The following is a 21116-nucleotide window of genomic DNA, read 5'->3' as shown; positions in this document are numbered from 1 at the left end:
AGATGAGCGGTTTGTCAGCCATACTGGACCAAATGACCAGCATCCTGAACTCGCTGAAAGCGGTGATGGATGCTGAACAGCTGCAGCTCTCCGCAGGCAACGTCAACGGCCTGCAGCTTGCCAGCATTACTGAAGAGAAAAGCTCTCTGCTGGCAACGTTAGACTATCTGGAGAAGCAGCGTCGCGTCGAACAAGACGCCCAGCGAGAAACGCATGACGATATTGGCGACCGCTGGCAGGTGATTACCGAGACCACGCAGCAGTTGCGTCGCCTCAATCAGCACAACGGCTGGCTGCTGGAAGGACAGATCCTTCGCAACCAGCAGGCGATTGACGTGCTTAAGCCATTCCAGGAAACCGGACTTTACGGCAAGGATGGTCAGGCGGCAGGTGCCCCAGTAGCGCGCAGCGCGAAGAAATATTCAGTCTGAATTGCGGCGGGGCCACAGAATGTGCCCCGCGCAGTGCCTTTCTTTTACGCCGTCCGGCGTGCAAACTCTTTAATCTTAAAGCCCAGAATCGCCAGCGAGGCGAAATAAGCCACGATCCCGGCAACCACGACGCCAAGCAGGCGTAGCAGACGGTAAGGCATCGTTCCCTGCGACCATTCAGGCATGACGTGCATCAAACCGATCAGCGCCGCCGACATCACCAGCACCGAAATCACCAGACGAACTAAGAAAGCCGTCCAGCCCGGCTGAGGCGTGAAGATCTTTTGCTTGCGCAACTGCCAGTAGAGCAGCGCGGCGTTCAGGCAGGCCGCCAGACCAATCGACAGCGACAGCCCCGCGTGCTTCAGCGGGCCGATAAACGCAAGGTTCATCACCTGCGTCATAATCAACGTGACGATAGCAATTTTAACCGGCGTTTTGATGTCCTGACGTGAGTAAAAACCCGGAGCCAGAACTTTAACAATAATCAGCCCCATCAAGCCCACAGAATAGGCCACCAGCGCCCGCTGGGTCATCGCGGCATCAAAGGCGGTAAATTTACCGTACTGGAACAGCGCTACCGTCAGCGGCTTCGCCAGAATACCCAGCGCAACAGCACTCGGCAGCGCCAGCAGGAAGCACAGACGCAGCCCCCAGTCCATCAGGCGACAGTATTCATCATGATTGCCGCTGGCAAAGCTTTTCGACAGCGACGGCAGCAGGATAGTCCCAAGCGCAACACCCAGCACGCCGGACGGAAACTCCATCAGACGGTCGGCATAGTACATCCAGGAGACGGAACCTGACGCGAGGAAGGAGGCAAAAATGGTATTGATGATAAGTGAAATCTGGCTCACCGAGACGCCCAGGATCGCCGGGCCCATCTGTTTCACCACGCGCACGGCACCGGCATCTTTAAAGTTGATACGCGGCAGCACCAGCATGCCGATTTTTTTCAGATGCGGCAGTTGATAAGCCAGCTGCAACACGCCGCCGACGGTCACCGCCCACGCCAGCGCCAGAACCGGCGGATGGAAGTGCGGCGCGGCAAACAGCGCGAAGCCAATCATGCTGACGTTGAGGAACGTCGGCGCAAATGCCGGTACGGAGAAGCGGTTCCAGGTATTGAGGATAGCCCCGACCAGCGAGGCCAGCGAAATCAGCAGAATATAGGGGAAAGTAATGCGCAGCAGTTGGGTCGTCAGCGCAAACTTATCCGCGGTGTCGGCAAAGCCCGGTGCGGTAATGGTAATGACCCACGGTGCCGCTAGCATCCCCAGCACGGTAACCAGCGCCAATGCCAGCGTCAGCAGTCCCGAAACGTAGGAGACAAACACGCGCGTAGCGTCTTCGCCTTGCTTGCTTTTGTATTCAGCCAGAATCGGTACGAACGCCTGCGAGAAGGCGCCTTCAGCAAAAATTCGACGCAGTAGGTTTGGCAGTTTAAAGGCCACAAAGAAGGCATCGGTTGCCATGCCGGCACCAAACACCCTCGCTACGATCGCGTCACGCGCAAATCCCAGTACGCGTGAAAACATGGTCATCGAGCTGACGGCTGCCAGCGATTTTAATAGATTCATTAACTTGTGATTCCACAACCCGGATTAAAGCGCCCGTAGGATGAGCGCTAAAAAAGTGGCGTTAGTCTACCGGGTTCAGAGTGAATTGCTACTGCCAGATGTTACAGCTGGTTGCTCTGAGAAGCCGTTGTCCGGATAAACGAAGCGCCATCCGGCAATGTGTCGCATACTGCCGGATGGCGCTTCGTTTATCCGGCCTACAGACTGCCTACTCGCGGATTGCCTCGCGCCACAGCCCTTCAACCACCCGCTGCGCCGTAATCGCCTGCTCCCCTGCGGTTTCCGGAACCGTCTGATTTTGCACGCACTGAATAAAATGATGCGCACAGCCGGTAAACCCACGCTGCTCAAGGGTAGTCTGCCAGCCCGGAATAGGCCGGGTCACGATGCCAGAACCGCGCTCTTCTCGCCATTCACGCATGTCCGTCACCTCAAACAATCCACCGTCGGCCACCGCTTGCACCCATTCACGCTGACTGCCCGCACGACGGTGCATACTGGTGGTAATTTGCAGTCCCGGCTGGCTGAAATGGTGCTCGGCGTAAAACATATGCCCTTCGTCGGTGGTTTGCAGAACACCATCGCGAAGCGTCGCTTTGCCGTCCGCCAGCCACAGCGCGGTATCGACCACGTGCAGATAATCATCAAGCAACGTGAAGCGCAGATCGTGCGGGCCAATGCTGTCGGCACGATGTTTATCCATGCGCAGCGACGACATCTCCCCGGCGCGCTTTTTCAGCTCGCGGTAAAGCGGCGAGAAGCGTCGGTTGAAACCCACCATCAGCGTCAAATTTTTACGCGCCGCCAGCGCCACCAGCCGCTCCGCATCGTCGAGCTTATCGGCAAGCGGTTTATCCACGCAGACATGAACGCCGGCGTTCAGCAGTTCGCTCACTACCGCGTAGTGCGAGGCTGTCGAGCTGTGCACAAAGACCGCGTCGCACTGCGCCGCTAGCGCGGTCAACGAGTCAGCGTAAGGCAGGCGATAGGTTTCGCATACTTTCAACGCTTTCTCTTTGCCCGGCGACCAGGCGGCCTGGAGTGTCCAGTCCGTTGCGGCGCTTAATACCGGTAGCCAGGCTTTCTGGGCAATACCGCCAAGCCCAACGACACCAATGCGAATCTTCGCCATAATACTTACTCCCCGAGGTGCGCCAGCAGTGAATCCAGGCGCTGTTTAAGTTCGGCAACCTCACCCTCAAGCATCTCGACGCGAGCCAGCAGGCTCTCATCCGCCACCGGCGTATCGCTTTGTGCCGCTATCGCCTGAAGGTCAATTTCCCCGCTGAACAGATGCATATAACGGCTTTCGCGTTTGCCCGGATCACGCGGTAACCGCACCACAAACGGACCATCTTCACGACTCGCCAGGCGTTCCAGGGTATTTTCGACTTCCGCCATATCGGCAAACTCATGCATGCGCTGCGCACGGCCACGCAGCTCACCCGGCGTTTGGGCGCCGCGCAGCAGCAGCGTCGTCACCAGCGCCACTTCCGCCGTCGACAGCTTCAGGTCGCCAAACTCCGAGTTGCAAAAGCGCTGCTCATACTTGGTCACGCGGTTACCAAAACCACTCACCGTACGCAAATAGTGGCGCTTTACCAGCGTATCCAGTTGATCCTGCACTTCCGCTTCACTGAGTGTCATCACCGGTTCACGGTTGGTTTTCTGATTACAGGCCGTCACGACGCCGTTGATAGAGAGCGGATACTGCTCCGGAGTGGTGACCTGCTTTTCCAGCAAGCAGCCAATCACGCGGGCTTCCAGCGGGCTTAGTTGATATTTCATTCGGGTCTCCTTATCGACCTGCAGTCCATTGAGGGGTGGTCAACGCGGTCAGAACGTGATCGCGCCATTCACCGTCAATCAGTAGGTAGTCCTTCGCGTAGCCTTCTTTTTCAAACCCCAGGCGCGCCAGCAAATCGCCGCTGCGTTTATTGTGCGGCATGTAGTTGGCCATAATACGGTGAATGTGCTGGGTACGCTGCATATAGCGAATAGCGCTGGTCAGCGCTTCATACATCATCCCCTGCCCCTGCCACTTCTGGCCGATGGAATAACCGAGGTAGCAGGCGTGGAACGAACCGCGCACCACGTTAGAAAAGTTCGCCACGCCGATAATCTCTTTCTCTTCCGGGTCAAGGAGTGCGAAATAGAAAGCGGTCCCCTGCTTATGAAACTCATTGATCATCGACAGCCGCGCCTGCCAGCCGGACGGATAGCAATGGCTGTCATCCCGAATAGGTTCCCAGGGTTTTAAAAACTGCCGATTCTCGGCGTAATAATCCGCCAGACGCCAGGCGTCCCGGTCGTGAATCAGACGCACAACCAGCCGGTCTGTGGTCAACCGAACTTTCGGCACATTACTGCGATAGCCAAACATCTCACTACTCCTGTACCTGACGTACACCCTGGTCGTTTAACTGTACCTTCCCACGGCGACCAATGAAAACAACAATCTGTCATGATGCATTGTGATAAAAAAGCCCTGCCGCTGGCAATACGAGAAAGAGTGAGATAGTCCGGAAAATTGAAGATGTTACCGCTTCAGTCATTCATTCCCATGCTGAAAAAAATGAACAAGACCAATCATCATCTTATCGGGTTCGAAATCAATGCCATTAAGAGACAAATAAAATAGTCTCCGGTTTGCGAAAATTCGCAACCGTAAAAATTACGTTGTATAGCCATCGCGTTGGCAACTGCTCATTCTATTTAAGTTAAGGTGCCATCATGGGCGAAATTAGCGTCACCAAATTATTAGTCATTGTGGTTCTGGTCGTTCTGCTCTTCGGAACGAAAAAACTCGGTTCAATGGGGGCCGATCTTGGTGCGGCGCTGAAAGGCTTTAAAAAAGCCATGAACGATGACAAAAGCGGTGAAAGCGACGCTGATTTTCTCAATGAGAAAAAGGCACATGATGACATTAAAGATGCTGGGACGAAGTCAAATCATAACTGAGGGACATCCCAACTTCACGGCAGTGAAGCCGCATAATTGCGTACAGGGCGAACGTCTGGCGGTAGAAATATGTCCTCAATCGCGTAGCATCCGTTTCTCGAATGCCCAAGCGACGGCACTTTCAGTATTTTCCGCTGTCAGAGTCCTACTGACAGAGTATGCTGCTTTATGTCAGGATGCACAGAACGCTTCACCTTGAGGAACCTCATGAAAAAATTGTTTGTTATCGCCGCACTGATCGTCAGCGGCCTGGTGGTTGGCTGCAATCAGCTCACGCAGTATTCCGTCAGCGAGCAGGAAATTAATCAGGCTTTGCAGAAGCGGAATAATTTCTCTAAGGATATTGGCGTGCCCGGCGTTGCCGATGCCCATATCGTCCTGAGCAACCTCTCTAGCGCCATTGGGCGTGAAGAACCGAACAAAGTGACGCTAAGCGGCGACGCCAAGCTGGATATGAATTCTCTTTTCGGTAGCCAGAAAGCGAATATCGCGCTGACGCTGAAAGCGCTGCCGGTGTTCAACAAAGAGCAAGGCGCTATCTATCTGCAGGAGATGGAGATTCAGGATGCGAAAGTCACTCCGGAGAAAATGCAAACTGTGGTACAGACGTTAATCCCTTATCTTAACCAGTCGCTGCGCACTTATTTCAATAAGCAACCTGCCTACGTACTGAAAGAAGATGCAAGCCAGGGTGAAGCGCTGGCGAAGAAATTTGCTAAGGGTATTGAGGTTAAACCAGGCGAAATTATTATCCCGTTCACTGACTAATTTCCCGAATACATCCTGTAGCCCTCTTCGTTGGGAGAGGGCTTACTTCAAATTCCCTTCATTATCATCCATAACAAACAAATTTTACGGAAAAGGATGCAAAGGGAAACGTTTACGCTTATCCTTAGTGCCCGGCAAAAAATGACTGATATCCCACCAGCCGGAGCCTCAAATGACCGCATTACCGCAAGTTCTGAAAATTCGCCGCCCAGACGACTGGCATATCCATCTTCGCGATGGTGAGATGCTGAAAACGGTTGTCCCGTATACCAGTGAACTGTATGGCCGCGCAATTATCATGCCGAACCTGGTTCCGCCAATTACCACTGTGGATGCAGCTATCGCCTACCGCCAGCGCATTCTTGATGCTGTGCCCGCCGGGCACAACTTTACGCCGCTGATGACCTGCTACTTAACCGACACCCTCGACCCGAACGAGCTGGAGCGCGGTTTTAACGAAGGCGTATTCACCGCAGCAAAACTGTATCCGGCGAATGCTACCACCAACTCCAGCCACGGCGTCACCAGCACCGATGCCATTATGCCGGTGCTTGAGCGCATGGAAAAACTGGGAATGCCGCTGCTGGTACACGGTGAAGTGACCCACGCGGAGATTGATATCTTCGACCGTGAAGCGCGTTTTATCGACACCGTGATGGAACCGCTGCGCCAACGCCTGCCGGGGCTGAAAGTCGTCTTCGAACACATCACCACCAAAGATGCGGCGGAATACGTGCGCGACGGTAACGAACTGATCGCCGCCACCATTACCCCTCAGCACCTGATGTTCAACCGCAACCATATGCTGGTTGGCGGCGTTCGCCCTCACCTGTACTGCCTGCCTATTCTGAAGCGTAACATCCACCAGCAGGCGCTGCGTGAACTCGTCGCCAGCGGCTTTACCCGCGCATTCCTCGGCACCGATTCCGCGCCACACGCCCGCCATCGCAAAGAGGCAAGCTGCGGCTGCGCGGGCTGCTTCAATGCCCCAACGGCGCTGGGTAGCTATGCCACCGTGTTCGAAGAGATGAATGCGCTGGAGCACTTTGAAGCCTTCTGTTCTCTGAACGGCCCGCGCTTCTACGGCCTGCCGGTGAACGAGGATGTTGTCGAGCTGGTGCGCGAAGAAAGCCAGGTTGCCGAAACCATCGCCCTCAGCGACGATACGCTGGTGCCGTTCCTGGCCGGTGAAACGCTGCGCTGGACGGTGAAAAAATAATTTCACGCCCCCTGTTGTAAAAGCCGCAAGGTAACTGTATAAATATACAGTATATTACACAGGGGGCAATTATGCGTATTGAAGTTACCGTTGCAAAAACCACTGCACTGCCTGCAGGGGCGCTAGACGCGCTGGCAGGCGAACTTTCCCGCCGTATTAACGACCAATTCCCGGACAGCGGAGGCACCGTCAGCGTGCGCTACGCGGCCAATAACAACCTCTCCGTCATCGGCGGCATCAAAGAAGATAAAGACCGCATCAGCGAGATCCTCCAGGAAACCTGGGAGAGCGCGGACGACTGGTTCATCACCGATTAATATTTGCTCCCTCATTGTGTTTTTGCCGGGTCGCCCCGGCTTTTTTTCGTTCTTTTCTGCTTGTTATTTTCACATTTATCCCCATCTTTTAGATTAGCTGCAAAAACAATGAACAATATGGTTGTTTATTGTGCGAACAGCCGGTCTATTCAGGAATTTATGTTGCTTTTGATTTCAATTCTCGAGTATTTATTGAATTGTTGTATACTGATAAAGCTTCACAAAAAATTGCATTAAACCTCGAGAGTTGTTGCCTTTTAACACATGAAGAAGGGGTTATGATGGAAAAGAATAATGAAGTCATCCAGACCCATCCCCTCGTCGGATGGGACATCAGCACCGTTGATAGCTACGATGCCATGATGCTGCGCCTGCACTACCAAGACCCCAATCAATCGAGCAATAAAGAAGCTGAAGTTGGCCAGACCCTGTGGCTAACCACCGATGTCGCACGTCAGTTTATTTCCATACTGGAAGCCGGGATTGCCAAGATTGAGTCTGGCGATTACCAGGTCAATGAGTATCGCAGGCATTAATGCTGATACTTTCGTCGTATTAACGACCAACAGGCACCTACGGGTGCCTTAATTATTTTCACCCTTGTATAACAACAGTGGGTTAATTACTCTACCAGACTCTGGCTTTACGCTTTTCATCGTGTCGGGAATGACTATGGAATACGATCTTATTATTATTGGCAGCGGCTCCGTCGGCGCGGCGGCCGGTTATTACGCCCGTAAAGCGGGTTTAAATGTGCTGATGACCGATGCCCATATGCCCCCTCATCAGCAGGGGAGCCATCACGGCGATACCCGCCTGATGCGCCACGCCTACGGTGAAGGCGAGAAATACGTACCGCTGGTCCTTCGCGCGCAGGCGCTGTGGGACGAACTGGCCGCCACCAGCGGCGAAGCGCTGTTTGAACAAAGCGGCGTCGTCAACCTTGGCCCAGTAGACTCCACCTTCCTGAACACCGTCGCCAACAGTGCCGAGCAGTTCGGCCTGGCGGTTGAACACCTGGATGCCGGGGCGGTCATGGCCCGCTGGCCAGAAATTCGCGTGCCGAATGACTACAAAGCCATCTTTGAGCCGGGTTCCGGTGTGCTGAAAAGTGAACTTGCGGTGAAGACGCTGATTGCAATGGCAAAAGACGCAGGCTGCGCGCAGCTGTTCAACTGCCCGGTCACCGCCATTCGTAACGATGGCGACGGCGTCGCCATTGAAACCTCCGAAGGAAGCTGGCGCGGCAAAAAACTGCTGCTGACGGCGGGAACCTGGGTTAAGCAGCTCTATCCTGAACTGCCCATCCAACCTGTGCGTAAGGTCTTTGCCTGGTTCCAGGCCGATGGTCGCTATAGCCGCAAAAATAACTTCCCTGCCTTTACCGGTGAGCTGCCGAACGGCGACCAGTTCTACGGTTTCCCGGCGGTGGAGAATGAGCTGAAAATTGGCAAGCATAACGGCGGTCAGGTCATCAATAGTCCGGAAGAACGCAAAGCGTTTGGCACCGTGGCAACCGACGGTTCTGAAGCCTTCAGCTTCCTGCGCCAGATCCTACCTGGCATTGGCGGCTGCCTGTACGGTGCAGCCTGCACCTATGACAACACGCCGGATGAAGATTTTATTATCGACACCCTGCCCGGCCAGCCGGACGTGCTGTTTATCGGCGGCCTGAGCGGTCACGGCTTTAAGTTTGCCACCGTGCTAGGGGAAATTGCCGCGCAGTTCGCGCAGCAGAAAACGCCAGAATATGATTTATCACCGTTTGCGCTGTCCCGCTTTAACGGCTGAGCCTCATGGTGCCGGATGCGCTTTGCTTATCCGGCCGACAAAATAAAACGGCCCCGAAAATTCGGGGCCGTTACATCGAGAATGCTATGCGTCGTCTGTTCTACTTTCTGCTCAACAACATCCGCGAACACCTGATGCTGTATCTGGCGCTCTGGCTGCTGCTGGCTCTTCTCGACATCGCCTGGCTCTACTTCAACTAATCGTTCTCAGTTTGCGGGTCCGGGATACCCAAACGCGTATTCAGGCGACCGCGCGACTTGTTAAAAATCTTATTGCCATTCTCACGCCCGGCACGACGCAGACGCTGCTCTTCTTCTGGCAGTTTATGCTCTTCCTGACAGGCTACGCTACAGCAGCCTTCGAACTTCTCGGCACAGGCAGGACACTGGATAAACAGCAGATGGCAGCCGTCGTTCAGGCAGTTGGTATGACTATCGCACGGGGTACCGCACTGGTGGCAATGGGCAATGATGTCGTCTGAAATACGCTCGCCCATACGCTCGTCAAAAACAAAGTTTTTACCGACAAAACGTACCGGTAAACCCTGCTCACGAGCGCGGCGGGCGTACTCAATGATGCCGCCTTCGATATGCCAGACCTGATTAAAGCCATTATGTTTCATCCACGCGCTGGCTTTTTCACAACGAATACCACCGGTGCAGTACATGACAATTTTCTTGTCTTTATGCTCCTGCATCATCTCAACCGCTTTCGGCAGCTGCTCGCGGAAGGTATCCGCCGGGATTTCCATCGCCTGTTCGAAATGCCCCACTTCGTATTCATAGTGATTACGCATATCGATAAACACCGCATCAGGGTCGTCGAGCATGGCGTTCACTTCCGCCGCCTTCAGGTAGTCACCCACGTTGCTGGCATCAAACGTCGGGTCCTCAATACCATCAGCCACAATGCGCTCACGAACCTTCATGCGCAGCACCCAGAATGATTTCCCATCATCATCCAGAGCAATGTTCAGACGCAGCCCTTTCAACGCAGGATCAAAATTATTCAGGCACTCGCGCAGCTTCTCGACGCGGCTCTCCGGCACGCTAATCTGCGCGTTAATACCTTCGCGCGCGAGATAGATTCGACCAAAGACATCAAGCGCAGAGAGCGCAACGTAGAGCGCGTCACGCGTGGCTTTTGGATCAACAATGGTGAAGTACTTATAGAATGAGATAGTGGTGCGTGGCTCGGTTTCTGCCAGCATCTTCGCTTTCAGCGTCTCATTCGAAATGCGGTTATGTAACACTGGCATGGTGTTCTTTTCCTGCAAAATTGAATGGTGAGTAATAATCGGGGCGCATGATATAGCAATCATCGTTAATTTACATCCCCACATTTTGCGCTACATTCTCATCACGATTACTGATTTGCTGCAAAAAGTTGAATGAATACTCTCCAGTCGTGACGCAGCCGTTTTGGTTGTCGGAAAAAAAGTGCGACAATAGAAACAGTTGCTTGTAATAACAGGAATGACATGACCCAGTTACCCAAATTTACTGCCTCGTTGCTACATCCTCGCTACTGGCCATCCTGGCTAGGTATTGGCGTACTCTGGCTGGTCGTTCAGCTCCCCTATCCGGTTATCTATCGCCTCGGTAATGCCATTGGCCGCCTGGCGATGCGTCTAATGAGACGTCGTGCCCAAATTGCGTATCGCAATCTTGAGCTGTGCTTCCCACACAAGAGTGAAGCGGAACGTCATGAGATGGTGGTCAAGAATTTTGAGTCCGTCGGCATGGGCGTGATGGAAACGGGGATAGCCTGGTTCTGGCCAACCAAACGCGTCAACCGCTGGATGGATGCGAGCGGTCTTGAGCATATTCGCGCCGTACAGGACGCGGGTCGCGGTGTTTTACTGATCGGAATTCACTTTCTGACGCTGGAAATGGGGGCTCGCATGTTCGGCATCCATAACCCAGGGATCGGGGTTTATCGTCCAAACGATAACCCGGTGATCGACCTGCTTCAAACCTGGGGTCGCATGCGCTCGAACAAAGATATGATTGACCGCAAAGACCTGAAAGGCATGATCAGGGCACTGAAGAACGGTGAAATTATCTGGTACGCCCCGGATCACGATTACGGCCCGCGCGCCAGCGTCTTCGCCCCGCTGTTCGCCGTCAAAGATGCCGCAACCACCTCTGGCACCTGGATGCTGGCAAAAACGTCAAAAGCGTGTGTGGTTCCTTTCGTCCCCCGTCGGAAGCCGGACGGTAAAGGCTACGAGCTGATTATCCTTGAGCCCGAATGCAACCCACCGCTGGACGATGCCGAGACAACCGCGGCATGGATGAACACCATCGTTGAGAAATGCATCATGATGGCGCCAGAGCAGTATATGTGGCTGCACCGGCGCTTCAAGACGCGGCCGGAAGGCGCACCATCGCTCTACTAGCGAACGTTAACGCACAGCCCCGGCTGTGCGTTTTTGTTTTAGCTTTAAAAGCTGCCCACATTGCAGTGATATAAACACAGGAGCATAATTAGCAGGCTTATAAATACATTCTCTTTTGGCGACGTTTCGCCTGCGGAACCATATGCAACCCTCAGATGCCCCCATTAACTGGAAGCGGAATCTCGCTGTCGTCTGGCTCGGCTGTTTTTTAACCGGTGCCGCGTTCAGCCTGGTTATGCCTTTCCTGCCGCTATACGTTGAAGCGCTCGGCGTTACCGGCCATAGCTCGCTGAATATGTGGTCCGGTCTGGTCTTTAGTATTACCTTCCTGTTCTCCGCTATCGCGTCACCGCTGTGGGGCGGCCTGGCCGACCGCAAAGGGCGTAAGATAATGCTGCTACGCTCGGCGCTGGGCATGTCCATCGTGATGTTGTTAATGGGGCTCGCGCAAAATATCTGGCAGTTCCTGATCCTCCGTGCGCTGCTGGGGCTACTCGGCGGTTTTATTCCGAATGCTAACGCGCTTATCGCCACGCAGATACCGCGCCATAAGAGCGGCTGGGCGCTCGGTACGCTTTCAACGGGTGCAGTCAGCGGCGCGCTGCTGGGGCCGCTGGCCGGCGGTTTCCTTGCCGATAACTACGGCCTACGCCCGGTCTTCTTTATGACCGCCGCGGTACTGTTTGTCTGCTTCGTCATGACGCTGTTTTTCATTCGCGAGCAGTTCACCCCGGTATCGAAAAAAGAGATGTTGCACGTCAAAGAGGTCTTTGGCTCGCTGAAAAACCGCGAGCTGGTGCTGAGTCTGTTCGTGACCACGCTGATAATCCAGGTGGCGACCGGTTCTATCGCCCCTATTCTGACGCTCTATGTGCGCGATCTCGCGGGCAACATTAGCAACATTGCGTTCATCAGCGGCATGATAGCGTCGGTACCCGGCGTGGCGGCGCTAATTTGTGCGCCGCGTTTGGGGAAGCTCGGTGACCGTATTGGCCCGGAGAAGATCCTCATCGTGGCGCTGGTTGTCTCCGTACTGCTGCTGATCCCAATGTCATTTGTGCAGAACCCACTACAGCTCGGTATCCTGCGCTTCCTGCTCGGCGCCGCCGACGGTGCGCTGCTGCCCGCAGTGCAGACGCTGCTGGTGTATAACTCCAGCAACCAGATTGCCGGTCGTATCTTTAGCTATAACCAGTCGTTCCGCGATATTGGCAACGTCACCGGGCCGCTTATCGGTGCGGCTGTATCGGCCAACTACGGTTTCCGCGCCGTCTTCTGCGTGACCGCCGCCGTAGTCTTGTTCAACGCGATTTATACCGGTTTTAGCCTGCGCCGTAGCCCAGAACCTTCCCGTCCTTAAATACAACGCCCGGCGGTTTGCGTAAAATCAAACCACCGGGCGTGTACAACTCAAAAGTTCAGCTATTATTTCCCTGAATACCTCGTCACATTGCAGGGAGTTGAGATGACTTTATACGCCACGCTCGAAGAAGCTATTGATGCGGCACGTGAAACGTTCCTTGCCGATAACCCCGGACTTGAGGAAGGTGAAGCGGACGTAGAGCAGTTCAATATGCAAAAGTACGTTCTACAGGATGGTGACATCATGTGGCAGGCCGAGTTCTTCGCCGAAGAGGATGAAGCAGGCGAGTGCGTGCCGATGCTCAGCGGTGAGGCAGCACAAAGCGTGTTTGATGGTGATTTTGACGAGATAGAGCTGCGTCAGGAGTGGCTGGAAGAAAATACGCTGCACGAATGGGATGAAGGCGAATATCAGCTTGAGCCCTCGCAGGATACCGAAGAGGGCCAGGCCGCCGCAGATGAGTGGGACGAGCGTTAATCACTCATACGGGCCATGATTCGCATCAATCGGCAGCAGCAAGGTGTCGAAAACCAGCGAGAAAGGCAGATCCAAAATGGTGACATAGCGCCAGGCTGAATCACGCAGATCCCACTTAACGCCCGGATAGTACTGATTCCCGTGGCCCTGGCCCGGGATCGTCCGGCTGATAATGCTGCCGCATCCGGTGAGCATTATCGCCATGGCGGCCACCAGTATCATTCTTATCACGTCGTTTACCTCATTAAACAGACAAAAAAATACCGGCTTGATGGCCGGTATTTCCTTACGGCAAATATTTGCTTGGAGCCCTCCCCGGAGTCGGTGTTTCGCACCTCGTCCGGGCTACAGGTCATGTAGCCCGGCCAAGCGAAGCGCCGCCGGGGAAGCACCGCACTATTTGGCGTTTAACACCATCGGATTCAGCTTCAGCTTATCGTACTCGGCCACCCACGAAGAGTATTTCTCCGGCGCAGCCCATACGCGATAGTGCAGACGCGACAGCGTGACTGGGTCGCTCAGCAGCACCAGACGTCGATCGCGATTCAGCTTATCCGGCGTTTCATTCAGCGCCTGCTCGACGTGACGATCGCGGGCAATTTCCAACACATGGCTTGCACGGTGACGTGCGGTAGCCATTGCCGTTGCCAGGGCATTCAGCGACGGGTTAAACACCGCATGCATAAAGCCATCATCCAGCACGCGAGCGCGGTTCTGTTCCAGATACGCTTCGGTATCGGCCAGCACCTTCGGCGTGTTGTACTCTTCCGGGATCAGGAACAGCTTCCAACGTTTAGTACGCAGACCGATAGTAGAACGGCTGGAGATCACTGAAACGAACGGCGACAGGATCAGCGAGAAGACGATCGGCGCCAGCCAGAACAGGAAGCGCAGGTCCAGCCATGCCATACCGACCGCCCATACCAGACCCAGCAGCAGCTGAGAACCGTGACGCATAAAGGCTTCGCCCCATGGCGTGGAGTCATCGTCACGCTGTGGCGAGTTCCAGACCACTTCCCAACCCAGGAACGCGCTGACCACAAATACGGTATGGAACAGCATACGAACCGGTGCCAGAAGAACGGAGAACAGCACTTCAAGCAGCAGTGAGAGCGTTACGCGAACGAACCCGCCGTACTCTTTCGACCCTTTGCACCACACCAGAATAATGCTCAACAGCTTCGGCAGGAACAGCAGCACCATGGTCGAGGCAAAGAGCGCGATCGCCAGTTCAGGACGCCACTGCGGCCAGACCGGGAATAGCTGACGCGGCTGCAGGAAGTACTGTGGCTCGGTCAGCGCATGCACCACCTGCAGCGCGGTCGACAGGGCCAGGAACATAAACCACAGCGGCGCAGAAAGGTAGGACATGACACCGGTCAGGAACACCGCACGGTGAACGGGGTGCATCCCTTTCACCAGGAACAGGCGGAAGTTCATCAGGTTACCCTGACACCAGCGACGGTCACGTTTGAGTTCATCAAGCAGGTTCGGCGGCAATTCTTCATAAGAGCCCGGCAGGTCGTAGGCAATCCAGACGCCCCACCCTGCACGACGCATCAGCGCGGCTTCGACGAAGTCATGCGACAGAATTGAACCGGCAAAGTTACCTTCGCCCGGCAACGGTGCCAGCGCACAGTGCTCAATAAATGGCTTCACGCGAATAATGGCGTTGTGACCCCAGTAGTGGGATTCACCCAACTGCCAGAAGTGCAGCCCCGCGGTAAAGAGCGGCCCGTAAACGCGCGTTGCAAACTGCTGGCAGCGTGCATACAGCGTGTCCATCCCGGAAGCGCGTGGGGAAGACTGGATGATACCCGCATTCGGGTTCGCTTCCATCAGACGCACCAGGTTAGTCAGGCAGTCGCCGGACATCACGGAATCGGCATCCAGTACCACCATGTAGCTGTACTGGTTACCCCAACGACGACAGAAGTCATCGATGTTACCGCTTTTACGCTTCATACGACGACGACGACGACGGTAGAAGATCTGCCCTTCGCCCTGCACCTCGGCAATCAGCTCCATCCAGGCTTTTTGTTCTGCCACGCAGATATCCGGGTTGTAGCTGTCGCTCAGGATGTAGACGTCAAAGTGCTTCTGCTGGCCGGTGGCTTTCACCGACTCCCAGGTCGCACGCAGACCGGCGAATACGCGAGACACGTCTTCGTTACAGATAGGCATGATCAGCGCCGTCCGGTGTTCCGGATTCAGCGGCTCATCGCCCACCGTCGAGGCCGAAATACTGTACTTATCGCGGCCAATCAGCAGCTGCAGGAAGCCCATTAAGGCGGTCCAGAAGCCGGCGGAGACCCAGCAGAAGAGCACCGCAAACAGAATCAGGATCCCGGTTTGCAGCAGGTACGGTAGCAGCTGCATAAAAGAAACCCACAGATTCTGTCCGACCATATCCGCCGGGTTAATCAGCGCCCAGCCCTGATAAGGCAGGATGGTCTTCATATACCAGGTCGCGACCACGGTCTGTGCAATCGTCAGGATCAGCAGCGTGTAGCGGCGTAGAGAACCGACTGTACGCCATTTTGCCTCATGCTCCTGCTCTTCTTTGGTCAGACGAGACAGGTAGCGCGGCGTGACGTCACGGCCACGAAGACGATCCCAGAAGCGGCCTACCGGGTTGGTACGCCATGGGTCCGGGAACATTGAGGAGCGCGTAGCTTTCGGCATGGCCTGCAGCTGGGTGCGCCCTTCATCGTCTTTGATAAGCTGATCGCCGCCCAGAGAATCTGGCCAGCCCTCTTGAAGACGCGCCTTGACCGAGGCCAGCGGCGTGTCATCATCACGGGCAATCGCCTGATGCTCATCGTCCAGCGCTTCGTGCACGGCACGAAGCGAGCTGTTAGGGAGCGCCGCTTTTTCTGCATCCGTAAGCGACAATGCGTCGATATACTTCGTTGTGTTATTCATTAGCAGGCAGCTGATAGCTCCAGGTTTCACTCAACGTCTGATCGGCGTTGACCAGCGCAGCGCGCATTTCAGTGGTTTTCTTCGGATCTTTCACCTTCACGCGCAGCATCAAGCGCCAGCCTTTCGTGACCGGGTTGTAGCGCACGCTGTTTTCGACGATTTCACCGTTGTCGCCAATGCTGGTCTGCGCCGTTACCGGCGTATCCTGCGGCATCTTGCGCATGTCTGCGCCGGTGAAATCCACCACGAAGGCCAGCGTACCGTCCGGCTGACGAATCAGGTTGGACTGCTTCACATCACCGGTAGAACGGCGAGTCTGCATCACGTACGCGTTATCGGTCGGGTGCAGTTTTTCTTCGTCACGGGTAAAGGTGATGGTGTACTTGTAGTTCATCTCTTTACCAGCATCCGGCAGCTTGTCCGGCGTCCAGTAAGCGACGATGTTATCGTTGGTTTCGTCGTTGGTTGGAATTTCAACCAGCTCAACGGTACCTTTGCCCCAATCGCCTTTTGGCGTGATCCAGGCGCTTGGACGCAGGTCGTAGCGGTCATCCAGATCTTCGAAGCGAGAGAACTGACGGCCACGCTGCAACAGACCAAAGCCCTGCGGGTTTTCGGTGGCAAAGCTGCTAACGGCCAGATGTTTTGGATTGTTCAGCGGACGCCAGATCCATTCATCGTTACCGGCATGAATAGAAAGACCGTTGGAGTCATGCAGTTCCGGGCGATAGTTGGTCGTCGCAGAAGGCTGGTTTGGCCCGAACAGGAACATGCTGGTCAATGGCGCAACGCCCAGTTTACCCACTTTATCGCGCAGGTAAATTTTGGTCTGAACGTCAACCACGGTGTCGCGGCCAGGCATAATTACGAAACGGTATGCCCCGGTCGCACGCGGAGAATCCAGCAGCGCATAGATAGTCAGACGCTTATCGGTGGCTTTTGGACGTTCAATCCAGTATTCACGGAAGCGAGGGAATTCTTCACCTGACGGCAATGCGGTATCAATCGCCAGACCGCGCGCAGAGAGACCATAAACCTGGCCCTGACCCAGAACGCGGAAATAGCTCGCACCCAGCATGCTGACGATTTCATCATTTTTGTCTTTGCTGTTCAGCGGGTAAAGCACTTTAAAACCGGCGAAGCCTAAATCCTTCACGGTGTCTTTGTCGTGCTGAACGTCGCCAAACGTGAAGTAGTCCGGGCTGTACTTAATTTTGCGCACGGAAGTTGCCGTGACTTCATTAATGGTCACCGGCGTGTCGAAGTACATACCCTGATGGTAGAACTCGAGCTTAAATGGGGTCTTTATATTGTTCCAGTATGCCTTATCGTGGTTGAACTGGATTTGCTGGTAGTCCGCATATTTCATATCGCGGAAGACGGAAGGCAGGTTGCTTTTTGGCGCTTCATAGCTCTTGTCAGCCAGCGATTTTGCCTGCTTTGCAACGTCATCAATAGTGAATGCCCATGCAGATGAAGTACACAGGGACAACATTACGGCTGCGCCTAACCAACGCAGTTTCATCATCTGTGGTGTATGTTTCATATAACTAAGCACTTCCCCCTTTGTGTGCTTAAATCGATCCGATCCATTTTACTGGAAATTCAAGCAATCCGACAACATAATCCCCGTATTGTTCAGCACAGTGGCTTATGGAGTAAGCAACCGTTAACCGCGCTTTGCACTTTGCGTGCTTATCCTGGAGACAGGTAACCAGAGTTAGTGTAGGGTTGCGAACGAATGTAAACTTTATCGTCTTATCAGGTAAGGCGATTAGTCCGAGAATCGTACCTAACCCTATGAATAACAAACCCGCACAGCGTGAATATTTCCTCGACTCCATTCGGGCCTGGCTGATGCTCCTGGGGATACCCTTTCACATCTCCCTGCTTTATTCCAGCCACACTTGGCATATGAACAGCGCTTCACCCTCCTGGTGGCTGACGTTGTTCAATGATTTTGTTCATGCTTTTCGCATGCAGGTGTTCTTTGTTATCTCCGGCTACTTTTCCTATATGCTGTTTTTACGCTATCCCATGAAAAAATGGTGGAAAGTACGCGTGGAGCGCGTCGGTATTCCGATGCTTACCGCCATCCCTCTTCTGACGTTGCCGCAGTTTTTAATGCTGCAGTACGTTAAGGGTAAGACGGAAAGCTGGCATACGCTCTCTTTTTACGACAAATATAATACGCTCGCGTGGGAACTGGTGTCGCACCTATGGTTCCTATTAGTTCTGGTGGTATTGACCACGCTTGGCATTCTGGCGTTTCGCCTGATGCGCCGCCGTCAGATGCGTAGAAGAGCCGATATGTTCGACAATATGTCGATGGCAAAACTCACGTTGATGTTTTTAGCGTTGGGGATCGTTTATGCCGCCATTCGCCGAACGCTTTTCCTGCTTTACCCGCCAATACTTAGCGATGGGTTGTTTAACTTTGTCGTGATGCAGACGCTGTTCTACGTTCCCTTCTTTATTCTTGGTGCGCTGGCGTTTATCCATCCCAAGCTGAAAACGCTGTTTACCACCCCTTCACCGTGGTGCATTGTGGCCGCTTTGTTTGGTTTCATTGCTTACCGCCTGAATCAGCATTTTGGCTCAGGTGAAGCATGGATGTATGAAACGGAATATGTGATTACGATGGTACTTGGGGTATGGATGGTGAACGTGGTGTTCTCATTTGGCCACCGCATGCTGAACTTCCAGTCCGCACGGGTGACCTATTTCGTCAACGCTTCTTTATTTATCTACCTGGTACACCACCCGCTGACGCTGTTCTTTGGCGCCTGGATCATGCCGGCCATCAGTTCGAATACCCTGGGCTTCTTGACCGGTCTGATTTTTGTGGTTGGCTGCGCGTTAATCCTTTATGAGATTCACCTGCGTATTCCTGTGCTGCGTTTCCTCTTTTCCGGTAAGCCGCAGCAAAAGCCCTCAAAAGCGCAGATCGCTAGCCATTAAGTATTGGCATCGTTTGCCAGACCCGGAATATGGGTCTGGCTGAGCAACTGCTGATACAGCTGCGTGGTCTCATCATCAAAACAGACGAAATAAACCACCTCCGGCAGGCTACGACGGGTAAGAAAGGCCGCTACCGTGCTCACCGCAATTTCGGCAGCGTCTTTCGGCGGATAACCATAGGCTCCCGTTGAGATAGCCGGGAAAGCAAGGCTGTGATAGCCATTATCCAACGCTAGCTGCAGACTATTACGGTATGCTTCCTGCAACAAAGACGCTTCATTCTCTCCCCCACCCTGCCAGACAGGTCCGACAGTATGGATGACCGCCTTTGCCTTCAGGTTACCCGCGTGCGTAATCACCGCATGTCCGGGCGGACAGGTTCCCTGCTGCTGGCGGACAACGGCACAGGCTTCCTGCAGCGAGGGGCCAGCGGCACGGTGAATCGCACCATCAACACCACCACCGCCCATCAATGAAGGATTGGCTGCATTGACGATAACATCCACCTCAAGGTGGGTAATATCCCCCTGCAGCACCTGAATTCGTACGGTCATGCTCACTATCCTCTAACTAAGACAGAAATATTGTCTACCATAGACAACGCCGACCGCAACTTCGTTTCAGTCTATTCATAGACCACAGTTAATATCGCAAGTTTTTTTTCAGGGTCGACCCACCTCATGCTTGCGGTCGCTTTTGCATTGGTTAACTTACCCCCTTGCAACAAATCACTAACATTAGTGGTTTGTACTTTGTATTTTCCATTTTCGTAGCAGCTCACGTTTATGCGCTGAGAGCTAGACTGGTAGTCGCAAGGAGTCTCAACAATTTGTCCGCGGAAATGAATGATCCCGTCCGAGGCAGCCAATGATGGCGTACTGCTAAGAATCAGCAGGGAGAGAGGTACGGTAAAAGAGTGAAGAAATGTTTTCATGGTAACGCCCCTCATTCAAGATCGTCCGTGAATCTACCCTTCCTGATCTGAAATTCGTGGTGAATACACATTTTGTAAACATTACATTTACATTAGTGTGCTTAGTCTTTGATTTCAAGTATTTTTCTCATAGATTATTTGTATGGTTATGAGCCGCATACCCGATCATCACTCCTCTTTTTATCGTAAAAAAGGCCGTAACCTTTATGGTTACGGCCCAGAAATAATGATGACTAACGGAAGTTACAACCCGCAGCCCCCGGCTGATTGCACAGATTTGCACTGCCTGCATTCACAAAGCTCGACGAATCACTGTTCAAAGAACCAAAATTAATGCTGGTTGTATTACCATTGCCTCCGCTGTTACCACCGTTACCGCTGCCTGTGCTACCACCGTTACCGCCGCCAGTACCACCACCGTTACCGCCGCCTGTGCCACCACCGTTACCGCCGCCTGTACCACCACCGTTACCGCCGCCAGTACCACCACCGTTACCGCCGCCAGTACCACCACCGTTACCGCCGCCAGTACCACCACCGTTACCGCCGTCTGTGCCACCACCGTTACCGCCGCCAGTACCACCACCGTTACCGCCGTCTGTGCCACCACCGTTACCGCCGCCTGTGCCACCACCGTTACCGCCGCCTGTGCCACCGCCGTGGCCACCATGCCCACCGTGACCATGACCACTGCCGTAGCCACCACCGTTACCATCGTGACCGCCCTGGCCACCGTGATCATGATCTCCACCCATACCGCCGCCATGGTGACCGCCACTGCCGCCGCCCTGGCCGCCGTGACCTTGACCGCCACCTATGCCGCCACCATGATTACCGCCACTGCCGCCACCCTGACCGCCGTGACCTTGGCCACCACCTATGCCGCCGCCATGATTACCGCCACTGCCGCCACCCTGACCGCCGTGACCTTGGCCACCACCTATGCCGCCGCCATGATTACCGCCACTGCCGCCACCCAAGCCACCGT

24 protein-coding genes are annotated in these 21116 nt (G+C 54.3%); 13 read left to right on the top strand and 11 right to left on the bottom strand.

Annotated features, from left to right (window positions below; genetic code table 11):
• The first annotated feature begins 2 nt into the window (after positions 1–2).
• A complete protein-coding gene (gene flgN, locus RDN66_RS12945; RefSeq protein WP_035896483.1) occupies positions 3–431 on the top strand; it encodes a flagella biosynthesis chaperone FlgN in 429 nt (142 codons plus the stop codon).
• A gap of 44 nt (positions 432–475) precedes the next feature.
• Here the strand turns inward: flgN and murJ are convergent, their stop codons facing one another.
• The 4 genes from murJ to rimJ all read right to left on the bottom strand — a co-directional run bounded on the left by murJ (position 476) and on the right by rimJ (position 4394).
• Positions 476–2011 (bottom strand): murein biosynthesis integral membrane protein MurJ, encoded by a 1536-nt coding sequence (murJ, locus tag RDN66_RS12940; RefSeq protein WP_123651264.1) that lies wholly within the window; start codon positions 2009–2011, stop codon positions 476–478.
• 208 nt (positions 2012–2219) lie between these two features.
• On the bottom strand, positions 2220–3134 hold the full coding sequence (locus RDN66_RS12935; RefSeq protein WP_202218134.1) for a Gfo/Idh/MocA family protein: 915 nt from the start codon (positions 3132–3134) through the stop codon (positions 2220–2222).
• 14 nt (positions 3135–3148) lie between these two features.
• Positions 3149–3799, bottom strand: coding sequence for a YceH family protein (locus RDN66_RS12930; protein ID WP_202216007.1), 651 nt, complete (start codon positions 3797–3799; stop codon positions 3149–3151).
• 10 nt (positions 3800–3809) lie between these two features.
• Entirely contained in the window at positions 3810–4394 is a 585-nt protein-coding gene (gene rimJ, locus RDN66_RS12925) for a ribosomal protein S5-alanine N-acetyltransferase (RefSeq protein WP_035896479.1), read from the bottom strand.
• Positions 4395–4744: 350 nt separating this feature from the next.
• Here rimJ and tatA point away from each other — a divergent pair, with 350 nt between their 5' ends.
• From tatA to RDN66_RS12890, 7 genes are all read left to right on the top strand, one after another.
• Entirely contained in the window at positions 4745–4972 is a 228-nt protein-coding gene (tatA, locus tag RDN66_RS12920) for a Sec-independent protein translocase subunit TatA (protein ID WP_202216008.1), read from the top strand.
• 207 nt (positions 4973–5179) lie between these two features.
• The gene (locus RDN66_RS12915; protein ID WP_035896888.1) at positions 5180–5740 is read left to right on the top strand and encodes a lipoprotein; all 561 of its coding nucleotides are present in this window, start codon (positions 5180–5182) and stop codon (positions 5738–5740) included.
• A gap of 172 nt (positions 5741–5912) precedes the next feature.
• On the top strand, positions 5913–6959 hold the full coding sequence (pyrC, locus tag RDN66_RS12910; protein WP_202216009.1) for a dihydroorotase: 1047 nt from the start codon (positions 5913–5915) through the stop codon (positions 6957–6959).
• A gap of 71 nt (positions 6960–7030) precedes the next feature.
• Positions 7031–7276, top strand: a complete 246-nt coding sequence (gene dinI, locus RDN66_RS12905) for a DNA damage-inducible protein I (RefSeq protein ID WP_035896890.1) — start codon at positions 7031–7033, stop codon at positions 7274–7276.
• Positions 7277–7557: 281 nt separating this feature from the next.
• Complete coding sequence (gene bssS / locus RDN66_RS12900; protein WP_035896892.1) at positions 7558–7812, top strand: biofilm formation regulator BssS; 255 nt, start codon at positions 7558–7560, stop codon at positions 7810–7812.
• Positions 7813–7948: 136 nt separating this feature from the next.
• The gene (solA, locus tag RDN66_RS12895) at positions 7949–9067 is read left to right on the top strand and encodes an N-methyl-L-tryptophan oxidase (protein WP_202216010.1); all 1119 of its coding nucleotides are present in this window, start codon (positions 7949–7951) and stop codon (positions 9065–9067) included.
• Positions 9068–9153: 86 nt separating this feature from the next.
• Positions 9154–9267, top strand: a complete 114-nt coding sequence (locus tag RDN66_RS12890; RefSeq protein ID WP_072011447.1) for a DUF2770 family protein — start codon at positions 9154–9156, stop codon at positions 9265–9267.
• On the opposite strand, the gene RDN66_RS12885 is transcribed toward RDN66_RS12890, so the two are convergent.
• Positions 9264–10325, bottom strand: a complete 1062-nt coding sequence (locus RDN66_RS12885) for a rhodanese-related sulfurtransferase (RefSeq protein WP_202216011.1) — start codon at positions 10323–10325, stop codon at positions 9264–9266. The two genes, RDN66_RS12890 and RDN66_RS12885, sit on opposite strands and share 4 nt — an antisense overlap.
• Positions 10326–10547: 222 nt before the next feature.
• Between RDN66_RS12885 and RDN66_RS12880 the strand changes: the two genes are divergently transcribed.
• From RDN66_RS12880 to RDN66_RS12870, 3 genes are all read left to right on the top strand, one after another.
• Positions 10548–11468: a Kdo(2)-lipid IV(A) acyltransferase gene (locus RDN66_RS12880; protein ID WP_202216012.1), complete on the top strand. Its 921-nt coding sequence runs from the start codon at positions 10548–10550 to the stop codon at positions 11466–11468.
• A 142-nt stretch (positions 11469–11610) separates the two neighbouring features.
• Complete coding sequence (gene mdtG, locus RDN66_RS12875) at positions 11611–12828, top strand: multidrug efflux MFS transporter MdtG (RefSeq protein WP_035896899.1); 1218 nt, start codon at positions 11611–11613, stop codon at positions 12826–12828.
• 105 nt (positions 12829–12933) lie between these two features.
• Entirely contained in the window at positions 12934–13308 is a 375-nt protein-coding gene (locus tag RDN66_RS12870) for a MysB family protein (RefSeq protein ID WP_123651242.1), read from the top strand.
• Here RDN66_RS12870 and RDN66_RS12865 read toward each other — a convergent pair whose 3' ends face one another.
• The 3 genes from RDN66_RS12865 to mdoG all read right to left on the bottom strand — a co-directional run bounded on the left by RDN66_RS12865 (position 13309) and on the right by mdoG (position 17779).
• Entirely contained in the window at positions 13309–13536 is a 228-nt protein-coding gene (locus RDN66_RS12865; protein ID WP_035897071.1) for a YceK/YidQ family lipoprotein, read from the bottom strand.
• A gap of 168 nt (positions 13537–13704) precedes the next feature.
• Positions 13705–16233 carry a glucans biosynthesis glucosyltransferase MdoH gene (mdoH, locus tag RDN66_RS12860; RefSeq protein ID WP_035897064.1) on the bottom strand — a complete coding sequence of 843 codons (2529 nt, stop codon included), beginning with the start codon at positions 16231–16233 and terminating at the stop codon, positions 13705–13707.
• Positions 16226–17779 (bottom strand): glucans biosynthesis protein MdoG, encoded by a 1554-nt coding sequence (mdoG, locus tag RDN66_RS12855; protein WP_202216013.1) that lies wholly within the window; start codon positions 17777–17779, stop codon positions 16226–16228. The genes mdoH and mdoG overlap by 8 nt, the downstream gene beginning before the upstream one ends.
• A 254-nt stretch (positions 17780–18033) precedes the next feature.
• On the opposite strand from mdoG, the gene mdoC reads away from it, so the two are divergent.
• On the top strand, positions 18034–19194 hold the full coding sequence (gene mdoC / locus RDN66_RS12850) for a glucans biosynthesis protein MdoC (protein WP_308537900.1): 1161 nt from the start codon (positions 18034–18036) through the stop codon (positions 19192–19194).
• Here mdoC and ymdB read toward each other — a convergent pair.
• From ymdB to RDN66_RS12835, 3 genes are all read right to left on the bottom strand, one after another.
• Positions 19191–19748, bottom strand: coding sequence for an O-acetyl-ADP-ribose deacetylase (gene ymdB / locus RDN66_RS12845; RefSeq protein ID WP_202216015.1), 558 nt, complete (start codon positions 19746–19748; stop codon positions 19191–19193). The two genes, mdoC and ymdB, sit on opposite strands and share 4 nt — an antisense overlap.
• A 71-nt stretch (positions 19749–19819) precedes the next feature.
• Positions 19820–20128, bottom strand: coding sequence for a type 1 fimbrial protein (locus RDN66_RS12840; RefSeq protein ID WP_147281549.1), 309 nt, complete (start codon positions 20126–20128; stop codon positions 19820–19822).
• A 316-nt stretch (positions 20129–20444) separates the two neighbouring features.
• A complete protein-coding gene (locus RDN66_RS12835) occupies positions 20445–20831 on the bottom strand; it encodes a hypothetical protein (protein ID WP_202216016.1) in 387 nt (128 codons plus the stop codon).
• Here RDN66_RS12835 and RDN66_RS12830 point away from each other — a divergent pair.
• Positions 20812–21116 (top strand): hypothetical protein (locus tag RDN66_RS12830; RefSeq protein WP_308537899.1); only part of this gene is annotated, 305 nt, incomplete at its 3' end. The two genes, RDN66_RS12835 and RDN66_RS12830, sit on opposite strands and share 20 nt — an antisense overlap.

Source organism: uncultured Kluyvera sp. (assembly GCF_902485085.1).
In the GTDB taxonomy this organism is placed as follows: Bacteria; Pseudomonadota; Gammaproteobacteria; order Enterobacterales; family Enterobacteriaceae; genus Kluyvera; species Kluyvera ascorbata.
The sequence above is the reverse complement of the archived record's forward strand: the minus strand, read 5'-3'. Positions and strand labels throughout refer to the sequence as shown.